Annotated in this window: 12 protein-coding genes, 1 tRNA gene and 1 pseudogene; 6 read left to right on the top strand and 8 right to left on the bottom strand. The window is 69.4% G+C overall.

Annotated elements, in window-relative coordinates; translation table 11 throughout:
• Positions 1-319 (bottom strand): annotated as a pseudogene (locus AB0J68_RS17010) (superoxide dismutase); the annotation flags it as partial.
• 221 nt (positions 320-540) lie between these two features.
• Positions 541-921, bottom strand: coding sequence for a VOC family protein (locus AB0J68_RS17015; protein WP_355066220.1), 381 nt, complete (start codon positions 919-921; stop codon positions 541-543).
• A 284-nt stretch (positions 922-1205) separates the two neighbouring features.
• Here AB0J68_RS17015 and AB0J68_RS17020 point away from each other — a divergent pair, with 284 nt between their 5' ends.
• On the top strand, positions 1206-1790 hold the full coding sequence (locus AB0J68_RS17020; RefSeq protein WP_363939285.1) for an alpha/beta fold hydrolase: 585 nt from the start codon (positions 1206-1208) through the stop codon (positions 1788-1790).
• A 20-nt stretch (positions 1791-1810) separates the two neighbouring features.
• Here the strand turns inward: AB0J68_RS17020 and AB0J68_RS17025 are convergent, their stop codons facing one another.
• Complete coding sequence (locus tag AB0J68_RS17025) at positions 1811-2341, bottom strand: hypothetical protein (RefSeq protein ID WP_355066132.1); 531 nt, start codon at positions 2339-2341, stop codon at positions 1811-1813.
• 247 nt (positions 2342-2588) lie between these two features.
• Between AB0J68_RS17025 and AB0J68_RS17030 the strand changes: the two genes are divergently transcribed.
• Positions 2589-3866: a hypothetical protein gene (locus AB0J68_RS17030; RefSeq protein ID WP_355066134.1), complete on the top strand. Its 1278-nt coding sequence runs from the start codon at positions 2589-2591 to the stop codon at positions 3864-3866.
• Here AB0J68_RS17030 and AB0J68_RS17035 read toward each other — a convergent pair.
• Positions 3846-4880 carry an NAD-dependent epimerase/dehydratase family protein gene (locus AB0J68_RS17035; RefSeq protein WP_355066136.1) on the bottom strand — a complete coding sequence of 345 codons (1035 nt, stop codon included), beginning with the start codon at positions 4878-4880 and terminating at the stop codon, positions 3846-3848. The two genes, AB0J68_RS17030 and AB0J68_RS17035, sit on opposite strands and share 21 nt — an antisense overlap.
• A 212-nt stretch (positions 4881-5092) precedes the next feature.
• Here AB0J68_RS17035 and AB0J68_RS17040 point away from each other — a divergent pair, with 212 nt between their 5' ends.
• Positions 5093-5662, top strand: a complete 570-nt coding sequence (locus tag AB0J68_RS17040) for a hypothetical protein (RefSeq protein ID WP_363939287.1) — start codon at positions 5093-5095, stop codon at positions 5660-5662.
• A gap of 59 nt (positions 5663-5721) precedes the next feature.
• Here the strand turns inward: AB0J68_RS17040 and AB0J68_RS17045 are convergent, their stop codons facing one another.
• Positions 5722-5907: a hypothetical protein gene (locus AB0J68_RS17045; protein ID WP_355066140.1), complete on the bottom strand. Its 186-nt coding sequence runs from the start codon at positions 5905-5907 to the stop codon at positions 5722-5724.
• Positions 5908-6053: 146 nt separating this feature from the next.
• Between AB0J68_RS17045 and AB0J68_RS17050 the strand changes: the two genes are divergently transcribed.
• The gene (locus AB0J68_RS17050) at positions 6054-6839 is read left to right on the top strand and encodes a hypothetical protein (RefSeq protein ID WP_363939289.1); all 786 of its coding nucleotides are present in this window, start codon (positions 6054-6056) and stop codon (positions 6837-6839) included.
• 156 nt (positions 6840-6995) lie between these two features.
• Here AB0J68_RS17050 and AB0J68_RS17055 read toward each other — a convergent pair.
• Positions 6996-7068, bottom strand: a tRNA-Arg gene (locus tag AB0J68_RS17055).
• 158 nt (positions 7069-7226) lie between these two features.
• On the opposite strand from AB0J68_RS17055, the gene AB0J68_RS17060 reads away from it, so the two are divergent.
• Entirely contained in the window at positions 7227-7922 is a 696-nt protein-coding gene (locus AB0J68_RS17060) for a hypothetical protein (protein WP_363939291.1), read from the top strand.
• Positions 7923-7947: 25 nt separating this feature from the next.
• Here AB0J68_RS17060 and AB0J68_RS17065 read toward each other — a convergent pair whose 3' ends face one another.
• Entirely contained in the window at positions 7948-9000 is a 1053-nt protein-coding gene (locus AB0J68_RS17065) for an alpha/beta hydrolase (protein ID WP_363939293.1), read from the bottom strand.
• Between the two features lie 97 nt (positions 9001-9097).
• Positions 9098-9538: an HPF/RaiA family ribosome-associated protein gene (locus tag AB0J68_RS17070; protein ID WP_363939295.1), complete on the bottom strand. Its 441-nt coding sequence runs from the start codon at positions 9536-9538 to the stop codon at positions 9098-9100.
• A gap of 304 nt (positions 9539-9842) precedes the next feature.
• On the opposite strand from AB0J68_RS17070, the gene AB0J68_RS17075 reads away from it, so the two are divergent.
• Positions 9843-10619 carry a single-stranded DNA-binding protein gene (locus AB0J68_RS17075; RefSeq protein WP_363939297.1) on the top strand — a complete coding sequence of 259 codons (777 nt, stop codon included), beginning with the start codon at positions 9843-9845 and terminating at the stop codon, positions 10617-10619.
• Positions 10620-10719: the final 100 nt, after the last annotated feature.

The following is a 10719-nucleotide window of genomic DNA, read 5'->3' on the forward strand; positions in this document are numbered from 1 at the left end:
CGCCGGCCGTGCCGCCGGCGACGAACAACCGGCCGCGCGGGTCGACCTTGAGCCCGAGCGACGGGGTACCGGTGGGTGCTCCGATCGCCCTGCCCCGGCCGGTCACCAGGTCGGCGCGGTAGATCTCGCCGGTCGCGCGGGAGCCGAAGTACGCGTACCGGCCGGCGGTGGCGATGCCTTCGGGCTGGAACCCGTCCGGCAGGGCGACAACTGCCGGCGGTCGGCCCCCGGCGTGCGCGTGGGCGGGCGCGACGGCGACGGAGGTCAGGAGGGTGGCAATCAGGGCGACGCCGAGCGCGGTCCTGAGGGGTCGGTTCACTGTGCTCCTTCCGGGCGGGCTGAAAAGGACACACCCGCCGCGATCACTGGGGCCAGGACCTTCCCCACTGTACGACCGGTGGAGGTCCGCTCCGGCGCCACAATCGTCAAGGCCGCGCACCAGCCGCTCGGCAGTGACCCCCCCGCCCGGTCGGACATGTAGGCCGTGCCGGGCACGCCGTCGGCACGCAGGCGGCGGGTCGGTGCGCCCAGGCGGAGTCGTCAGAGCTGTTGGACGATCTGGATCGGGTTGCCGTCGGGGTCGGCCGTCCAGGCGATCAGCAGGCGGTCGAGCCACCGGTGCGGCGCAGCCAGGGAGGGTGCGCCGTTCGCGGTGAGGGCGGCGTACGCGCCAGCGGTGTCGTCGGTCCAGAGGACCACCGCGGCCCGCTGCCCCTGCGGCACGGGGTCGAGGCCGTGGTCGTCGCGCGTGGAGGCCACCGAGGCGATGCCGATCTTGTAGCCGTCGAGCGCGAGATCGATGTGGATCGGCTCGCCCTCGGTCGGCACCCGGAAGGTCTCGGTGAAGCCCAGGCCGGCGTAGAACTCGGCGGCTCGGCGGACGTCCTCGCTGAAGAGGATCACCTGAGGAGTCCGGAACATCGACACGCGGCGACGCTATCAGCGCAGCCGCTGCCCGCGAGCCCGTCCGGGTCACCGCCGTGGTCGGCGACGGTCTGCACCCACCTGATCATCCCGCTCAGCGTGTCCGCCATTGTCGAGTGGGCGCTCGGAGGCAGGCACTGCTGTACGGATGGCTGCACAGCCCTCAGGATGCGATTGTGCTCGCCGAACCAACGATGCTTCTCGTCCACAGCCCGCTTCTCACCGCAGCGACATGGGATGCCCTGCGTCCGCATCTCGAAGCGGCGGGGTGGCGTGTGGAAGTGCTGGACCTTCGCCCCCTCGTCGAGTCGACGTCCTTTCATGCGGCGGTCTGCACGGCGGCTGCCACCGTCACTCCTGGTGCGCACACCGTCGTCGTCGGCCACAGCCGCGCGGGCGCGTACCTGCCGGGCATCGCCGACGCGGTCGGCAGTGACCAGCTCGACGTCGTCTTCATGGATGCCCGCCTGCCACACCCGGGCACGAGCTGGATCGGATCACTGCCGGCGGAACGGGCCACCTGGCTGCGGGAGATGGCGGCGTCCGGCCGGCTGCCACGGTGGGACACCTGCTTCCCCACGGCCTCCCTGGCCGATCTCCTGCCCGACCCCGAACAGCGGCGGCGGGTGCTGGACGGCATACCTGAACTGCCGTGGCAGGTCGTCTCCGAGGTGCTGCCTACGCCGGGCGAGGCATGGCACTCCGCCCGACACATCTACCTTCAGCTGAGCGCCGCGTACCAGTCCACGGCAGAGCAGGCCGAAAAACGTGGGTACCGGGTCCGGAGCCTGGACGCCCATCACCTGGCGATGGTCACGCACCCCGCAGTGGTGGCGGATCTGCTTGTGTCGGCATTGCAACCGTAGGACGCGATTGCTCAACCTCATCATTGTCGACCTGTTATGTGGTGGGTGCGCCGCCCGGCCCTGGTCAGGTCGAGCAGATTGGCCAGGCGGTACCGCAACACCCGCGTCTGCCGGACCGAGAGAAGCAGCCGGGTTGCCGCGCTGTCCTCCAGGCGCACCATCGGCTCAGCAGCCTCGTGCAGGGCCTGTACCAGGACCGCTTGCACGGTGATCGCCTCCGGCCGGTCGGTCTCCACGCCGAGGATGCGGGAGTGGTGCTGACCCCGACTCTCACAATCGTCCCGGTCGCACCAGCGTGGATGCGTCAGACCGGCCGGGGCATCGGCAAGGGTGCCGGTCGGGAAGACGAACATATGGCCGCAGGACCGTACGACGTCCGGTGCCATGCCGATCAGGTGGGCCTCCAAACCGGCGCGGGCAATGGCAGCGGTTGCGCGGATGGTGTGGTCAACACAGGTGTACGCGCAAGCGTCCAGGGAGTCCGCCGAGTACAGCTCGATGCGGATCGTCGCGGGTTCTGGACAGGCGGGCAGGGTGGGTAGGGTGCTCACGGGTCGCCTCCTTGCTAGGCGATCAAGGCCCTCGATCGGCGTGGCTGCGCTGGTCGAGGGCCGCCTTCATATTGGCTGTGACAACGCGCTCGATCCCGGCTCGGGCCGTGTCTTGAAGCTGGTAACCCCATGTCCTCTGGTGCTTCTATCGGCTTGCTGAGTCCAGTGAAGTCGAAGTCGGACGATGCGCCCATGCAAAGCTGGTGCAACGAGCGGCAATCCGATGCAACGCATCACGGGAGGCGCGATGGCGAGGGTGGATCAGTGGACTGGACGCCTGGCCTGTGTGCTGCAAGCTGCCGCCGGGATGACGAACGAAGGGTTCGCGGCCTGGCTGGGCATCGCGGTCAGAACCGTTGCGTACTGGCACAGTCGGCCGGAGACGGTGCCCGGCAGCGCGAACCAAGAGTTGCTGGACGCAGCAGTCGGCCGGCTTTCGGACTCGGTCAGATCGCGGTTCCTACAAGACATCGACGACGTCGCCAGGAAGCACAGAGGCGCTGGTAGCGGCACTGATCTCGGCGATGTCGTGAGTGATGCCGCAGACGCAGTCGCCCATGACTCGCTGCTGTCGAGCGCAGGGGTGCCGCATGACTCGATCGAGGCAATGCAGCAGGACATGGCCGTGCTGGCGCGGTCTGTTGGAATGGCTGCCTTCGACACGTTCTCAACTGCACGGCGGCTGCGTGACGAGGCGCGAGCGTTGGCCGACCGCACGCGGCGGCCGGGGGACTTGGTCGATCTCTTCGTGGCCATCGGCCAGGGCGCATCACTCATGGCCTCCACCGCTTTCGACCTCGGACACTGGACCGAGTCGGCCGCCCTTGCCCGGGCGGCTACCCAGTACGCAGACCTTGCCGGCCACGCGTCCTTGAAGGCGTGGACGTATGGGCTGCAAATGACGTTGGCGAACTGGCGCAACGAGCCTGATGCCGCTCTCAGCTACTACGGCCGAGCGATGCGTGTGGCCCCCGACGGTGAACCGAAGCTGAGGCTCCGCTACATCGCCGCTCGCTCCTACGCCCTTCTCGATGACCCCGCCTCAGTGGCTGCCGTTCTGGACGCTGCCCAACAAGACAGGGAGGCGGCAGAGGGTCGGCCCGACGAGCTGGCTACGGCGACCGGTGGTGAGTTCGCCTTCGGAGACGCACGCGCCGCAGCCTGCGCCGCCGCTGCCTGGCTCGACCTCCGCAACGGCGAGCAGGCTGCGAGGTACGCCCTCGATGCGCTGCGCGTTTATCAGGCGCTGCCGACAGCGCGGCGGCCATACTCACAGATCAACGGCACGAACATCGACATGGCCGCTGCTCACCTACACATGCGAGATCCGGACGGGGCTGCTGAGGCGCTGCGTACGGTGCTGGCTCTGCCGCCGCAAAGGCGCAACGTCTCGCTAACCGGTCGGCTCGCTCGGATAGGACGTCTGCTGAACGAGGCACGGGGGAGCGGCGATGCCGACGCACGGCGGCTCGCCGACCAGATCGCGGTGTGGCTGTCGGAGACCTCATCTCGACCGCTCGTTTGAGCGGCGCCAGGCGGCCAAAACCTGCGCTTCCCTCGCTCGGCTGATGCCGATTTCGGCGGCGCGGTCGTGGTTGCTGACGTCCCCGCTCTCGACCAACCACCGCCAGGTGTCCCGGACGGTCAATTCGAGTGGGCGGGCGCGGAGACCGGCGGCTTGCGCGGCAGTGGTGTCGACGTTCCACACCCCGTCGAAGGTGCGCCAGAGCGGCAGTTCGGACCACTGCCGGATGCCCTGTGCCAGCAGAAAGTCGTCGGGCACCCAGGTGAAGGAGGTTTCGGTGTGCGTCGAGTGAGCGCAGTGCGCGAGCAGTTCTCCGAAGGTCCCGCTACCCACCGGAGCGCAGACGTTGAACGTGCCGGCCAAGTCGTCAGTGATGGTGCGCAATGCGAACGCGGCCAGATCGCGTACGTCGATCGGCTGGATTGCCCGGTCAGGCGAGCCTGGCGCTAGTACCTCGCCGCCAGCGGCCACACGACGTAGCCACCAGGGCAGGCGGCCGACGTACTCACGTGGGCCGAGCACGACGCCGGCGCGCAGAATTGTGGTTCGGTCCGCTCCGAACGCGGCGAGTGCCGCTGCCTCGCAACCGGCCTTCTGGTAGCCGTAGCGGGTCGGTCCGTCCTCGGTGTCGGTGCCGTAGTCCGGGCCCGCGTCCGGCGGGCAGTGAAGCACCTCGGATTGCTCGCTCAGCGGCTTGACCGGCCAGTCCCGGTAAACGCTGAGCGTGGATACGAAGACGTAGCGACTGGCGACGGGAGCGAGCGCGCCTGCCACGTCGAGGACGTTCCTGGGCACGTAGCCAGAGGTGTCGACAACGGCATCCCAAGGCCCGGCGGCAGCGAGAGCGGCGACGTCCTCAGGCCGAGTCCGGTCGCCTCGGATGTGCCGTACCGCTTTAGAGAAGGGAGCTGACGTGCCGCGGTTGAATGTTGTCACCTCCCAGCCGGCATCGATCCCAGTCGTGACGACGGAGTATCCAACGAACCAGGTTCCGCCAAGCACCAGCAACCGCATGGGCTCATCCTGCCGACCCGGCCGACGCGCCCCGACCGTGGGCAGCCGCAGGTGCTACGGCTGCACGATCTGCGGCGCGCCTGCGCGCCGTTCCTGGCGAGGCGGTTGCACGCTGAGTGATCGTCCGATTGGTTGCGCGGGCGAGAGACCATTGTCGGATGGGTTCTAGCGCTCCCTCGTGGATGGTCCTTGTTGCTGCCGCTCTGGCGGTCGTGGGCACGCTCGCCGCCGCGCTTATCACCCAAGTGGCCAGCGGGGTGCGCGAGCGCCGACAGTGGAGATGGCAACGGGAGCAGGAGCTTCTTCGCTGGCGGCACGAGCGTGAGCAGGAGGAGGGGCGCTGGGAGCGAGAGAAGGCCGAGCGCCAGGAGCAGTGGGAGCGCGAGGATATCGCCCGCTCGCGCCAGGAACGCCTAGCCTCGTACAGCGAACTGCTCCAGCAGTTGGACAGCTTCAGAAGTGCTATTTCAAGCCGCCTCCCTGTTGATGGCTCCGGCCCCAAGAAGATCGACGCAGCATGGCGCAGCGAGGTTATGACGCTCGCCAACGCCTTGGAGTTGACGCGGGCCAAGGTCAGGCTCTTCGCGTCCGTGGAGACGGACAAGGCCTGCGGAGAAGTGTTTGTTCGTGTGCGCCGCTGTTGGGCCTCATTCAGCGGCGGGATGCTGGACAGGCAGGAGCGCATTGATGTGCTCCGTAGCGACCTCTGGAACCTCGGCGCACTATCTGCTGAGCTTCTAAAGGCGATTCGCTGGGAGCTTGGGTTGGATGTCGCTCAATGAGAGCGGCGTGATCCGGCTGCCGGCTCCAGGGTTGGAGCCAGGTGCTGGATGAGCGTCGGTCAGCTGCCCGTGGTGTCGCCCTGTGTCATGTCGATGAGCCGGCCGGTACTGGCATCCTGCGTGAGGGTCCAGAGGTTCGCCGGCAAGGCCTGCTCGTGGCAGAGCGTCTTGATGATGAGTCCCGGTCCGGACCTGTGCACGATCAACTTGTCAGCCACGAGGGTCAGATCAATGCGGGTTGCCACGATCTACCTTCTTCGTTGAGGCTACCGGCGAGCACCGACCCCGCCAGCCGCTGTAGTTGGACGTGCTGTACCGGCATGGGCAAGCCGATGCATCGTCGGACGGTGCCGATGTAGCCTGGCCTTGGCCAGAAAGGGGGTGCCGGCCCGTGGCGTACAGCTACGTGTGTGAATCGTGCCGCCGGGCGTTGAATCTTCCTGCCGAACGCTCCTACCTGAACAAGATCAAGAAGCGGGCCGCCGCTCCAAGTCCCGAGATCGTGCAACGGGACGCCACCGGCAAGCCCTGGCTCCTTGGACGGCAGCTCTCAGGGTGCTATGAGATGTCGCCCGCTGCGTGCGTCTGCGTATGCGTGCCGAGCGGCCACGACGCGCTGCAATGCTCGGGAGAGGGTGACTTTAAGGTCGGAGGTCGCCCCGGGTCCGGCTTTGTCGATCACCTCGCCAAGGAGTTGGGCCGCGAACCCATACCGGAGCTGGCGATCGCACGCGACGATGAGTGTCAGGTCCTAGTCCGGGCCATCCTCGCCTGGTTGTGCAGCTCGACGGACGACGAGCAGCCGGCCAGGGAAGCGGAGCTGGAGGGCATGCGATACGAGGACCAAGTGAAGCTCCTGCGGGACTTCATCACCGAGATGCGCGCTGACCTTCTACAGGAGCGGTCGTACCGCGACCTCAAGATGAACCTGATGAAGCTCACCCGGTTCCGCAACACGGTCGCGCACTCTCGACCAGTCGGAGGCGACCACCTCAACCGGGTCAAGCGTGAGAAGGGCAAAGACATCTGGATCTCCGTCACCCCAGAAGAGCTAGCGGCGTACCTCGATCTGTCGATGCAGCTGCAATCACAGCTCTCTTCTCTGCCGGCTCATCTCACCAGCAGACCGAGCACCGTCGCGCTCGGCCCGCCTCACTCGGCGACGACTGTACGGTGATCCGAACCGTTCCGAACGGAGCGGGGATTAGCGACCCTCTGCCTCTAACTACCCTTCGGGGTACCTGGCTTCGCTGCGCTGCCGTAACTCCACGCGGACTCGGGCGGACTCTGGATCTTCCGGCCGTCGATACCCGTGCTGGCCAACTAGGAGTTGTGCGCCCGGCAGGATTCGAACCTGCGGCCTTGGGATTAGAAGTCCCCTGCTCTATCCGCTGAGCTACGGGCGCGCGGCGTGGGTGTCGCGCCCAGAGGGTACCGCCGTCCGGCTGCCCGACGACGAAAAGGGTGCCCGCGTCCACGTTGCCGAGCAGGGTCTCACGGAGCGCACCCGTCCGGCATCCGGGTTCCCACGAAGAGGCCGGGCGTCGGCCCGTACCCTCGGCTGGTGTTGCTGGACCCCGACGCCGAGAGCGGCGTCGCCTACGAGCTGTGCCAGGTCGTCGGCCGCGCCATCCTGCCCTACCGGACGGCCGACGCCTACGGCACCGCCTTCTTCTTTCAGGACGGCGACGACCCGGTGGGGGAGGCGCTGCTGACGGCGGCCGACCTCGTCGGCCCTCCGGGCGGTGAGCTGGGCCTGCGGGCGAGCGTCACCGAGCCGGCCGGCGTCGCCCCGGACGTCATCGCGCAGGGCGAGATCGCGCCCGGCTGGGCGCGCTTCCCGGGCGACGGGGTCGCGGTGCTGCCGACCGCCGGCCTGCACCGGTACGCCGGCGACGGCGGCTGGCGATGGCGCGTGCAGCCGGTGCCGGCGGGGATCGCCGCCGGGCCCGAGGCCGTCGCCCGCCTCGGCGCCGACGCCAGTTCCGCTTTCGTGCTGGCCCATGGGGTACGCGAAGACGCCTCGCGCCCGCTAGAGGTCGGGATCGAGCGCGTGGTCCGCGACGGGGACGACGTGCGGATCACCACGGAACTGCCATCGGGGTACGTCGGGGCGCCCGTCTTCGTCGTGCAGGCCGACGCCACCGGCGAGGTCTCGCTGTACTGCCTGGGCCTGGTGCTGCCCGGCGTCGACGGTCACCCGGTGGCGACCTTCGACCGGATCCAGGCCGTCTTGTCGGCCGCGCACGGCGACGCCTGAACCCGGCTCGCCTCGCTGGGACGGGTCAGTCGCCGAGCGCTGTCGCCTCGGCGCGATCGGTCGTCGGAGGCCGGCTCTGCGGCAACCCGGGCGCGTCGGTGGCGGGGACGGATTCGGCCGGGGCGGTGGGGCCGGCGGCCAGGAACGCCTCGGCCCAGCGGCCGACCTCGTCGAAAACCTTTGCGCGTACGGCGGGGCCGGAGAGCGTGAGGTCGTGCAACCCGCCGTCGAAGCGGGCCAGGGTGACGTGCCGGCCGAGGCGGGGCGCGTACCGCACCATGTGTTCGACGTCCAGCACGGCGTCGGCCAGGGTCGCGTTGTCGTGCCACTTGGTGCCCCGGAAGGAGCGGGTCGAGCAGGCCAGCAGCACCGGCACCGGGATGTCCAGGCCGGCGCGCAGCCGGCGTTGACCGGCGCGGATCGCGTTCAGCCAGCCGGCGCGCACCGGGAACCCGGCCAGCGGCTTCCACGCGAGGTCATAGGTCCACTCGCCGCGGTGGTCGGCGTGCAGGCTCTCGCCGTACACCGTGCCCAGGCCGAACGGCAGGATGCGGTGCGGCGCCCTGCGGCCCAGCCGGGAGACGGCGGCCGCGAGGGGTCGACGGACCGCCCAGGGGGCGTTGAGGTCGAAGAAGGGGCTGTTGAGGACCAGGCCGTCGACGGTGCCGGCGTCGCGGCGGGCATCCGCCCAGAGCGAGATGATCAGCCCGCCGGTGGAGTGGCCCATCGCCAGCAGGGTGTCGTGCCCGTCGTCGGTGCGGATGATCTCGGCGGCGGCGTCCAGCTCCGGGAAGTAGTCGCTGATGTCGCGGCAGAAGTTCGGCGTCTGGTGCGCGAGCAGGCTGCGGCCGTACTTGCGCAGGTCGAGGGCGTAGAAGTCCCAGCCGCGCTCGGCGAAGAAGTCGGCCAGGTGGGTCTGGAAGAAGTAGTCGACGAAGCCGTGCACGTAGAGCACCGCCCGCCCGGTGGGGCGCTCGGCCCGCCGCCGGACCAGGGTCGCGACAACGGGGCCTTCGTCGTCGGTGCCCAGGTCGATCGTCTGCCGCTCGTACGGCGGCCCCAACACGTCCGGTTCCACGAACGCGACGCTACGCCGGCAAGCTACCCGGCGGTAGCCCCACGCTGCCTGCCCCGACCGGCCGTGCCTGCCGGCCGGGGCATGGCAGGGGTACGCGTCAGGCCGTCTCGGCGTCGGCGCGGCTCGGGTCGGCGGCGGGCAGCGCGTCCGACTCGTCGGTCGGGTCGACCTCGCCCTGCGGCTGCGGGATGTCCCGCAGGTGCTTGTTGTGCCGGGGCTCCTGCCGGGTCTTGGCGTCGTTCAGCCGCCGGCGCAGGTCGTCGCGGACGTCGTTGAGGGCGGCGTGCAGGTCCTCCTCGGCGGAGGTGGTGACGATCTTCTGCCGGCCGGCGATCCAGCACTCCAGGGTGACCTTCTGGCCCCGGGCCTCCCGGTCCTTCACCGACACCTCAAGCTCGGTGGCGTCGGCGTGGAAGCTTGCCAGCCGGGCGTCGAGGGTGGCGAACTGCTCGGCGATCCAGTTGCGGTCGCCCTGGGAGAACCCCGCACCCACCCGCAGGCACTCGCCCACGGTCGCCGGGTTCGCCACGGCGCTCATCGCCGCACCTCGGAAACGGTTGCGGAGCCGAAAGTAGTGATCGTCATGGCGCTGACCTCTCGTCGACGTGGAGCTTGTCGGTGGTGCGTTGATCAAATCCATACCCAGTTCGGGCGGCTCCGGAACCGACGGCGCCCGGACAGGTGGGTCGGCCGTACCACATCGGGGGTGTGATCAGGGCGTTGTCCACAGGTGGCCCCGTCATCCACAGGCCGGGGTGGTGGTGCTGGCGGCAGCCGACGAGAGCGCACAGGCTCGGTGCCGAGTCGACTCGCTGGCAGACCCCGGATCCCCTGGAGGGACGATGTTCGACACGTACGTCACGATTGTCGGCAACATTCTGACCGCGCCCGAGTGGCGGCGTACGACCCAGAGCAACACCCTGGTGGCCAACTTCAAGGTCGCCTCCACCGCCCGCCGGCTCGACCGCGACAGCGGTCGGTGGGTCGACGGCAACTCGCTGCGCGTCCGCGTCAACTGCTGGCGCAAGCTCGCCGAGGGCGTGGCCGCCTCGGTGATGGTCGGCGACCCGGTGGTGGTCTGCGGCCGGCTCTACACCCGTGACTGGACCGACGACGCGGGCAACCACCGCACCCTCTACGAGCTGGAGGCGGTCGCCGTCGGCCACGACCTGTCCCGGGGGCGGGCCCGCTTCCTGCGCAACCGGCCGACCATGACCACCAGCACGGTCGAGGACGCGGCCATCGAGAGCCGCGTGCACGGCGAGCCCACCGAACCGGTGCCCGACGAGCAGGCGCCGGTGCTGCGCGACGACCGCCCGCTCGACGACGACTTCGAGTTGCCTGAGTACGGCTCGCTGCGTACCAGTCCGCTGGGTCACGGCCCGCTCGACGACGTCTCCCTCGAGGGCGGTGACTCTCTCGACGACGGCTTCTCCGGCGGCGGCGACGGGCCCGCGGCCCTCGACGACGAGCTGGCCCTCGCGGTGAGCGCGGACGACTCCGACCTGGAGGGCGACCCCGACGACGAGTTGGGCCCGGTGCCCGAGGAGGGCCGGCCGGAGGCTCCGCCGTCCGGTCGGGCGCGGCGGGGCCGGGGGCGGGTTCCGCAGCCGGCGTGACGGTTCGCATCCGGCCGGAGTCGGTGTGACAGTTCGGCCCGGTCGCCTGAGGTTGCTGTCGGCGACGGTGAGCGCCGGCGGCACGACGGGGGCGGGGTGG

Origin of the sequence: Micromonospora sp. NPDC049580, assembly GCF_040675595.1 — a bacterium.
GTDB lineage: Bacteria > Actinomycetota > Actinomycetes > Mycobacteriales > Micromonosporaceae > Micromonospora.

Coding starts and splice junctions, on each gene's coding strand:
- AB0J68_RS17030 (WP_355066134.1), top strand. CDS start 2,589: ATGGCGAGGGTGGATCAGTGGACTGGACGCCTGGCCTGTGTGCTGCAA.
- AB0J68_RS17035 (WP_355066136.1), bottom strand. CDS start 4,880: ATGCGGTTGCTGGTGCTTGGCGGAACCTGGTTCGTTGGATACTCCGTC.
- AB0J68_RS17070 (WP_363939295.1), bottom strand. CDS start 9,538: ATGAGCGCCGTGGCGAACCCGGCGACCGTGGGCGAGTGCCTGCGGGTG.
- AB0J68_RS17075 (WP_363939297.1), top strand. CDS start 9,843: ATGTTCGACACGTACGTCACGATTGTCGGCAACATTCTGACCGCGCCC.
- AB0J68_RS17015 (WP_355066220.1), bottom strand. CDS start 921: ATGTTCCGGACTCCTCAGGTGATCCTCTTCAGCGAGGACGTCCGCCGA.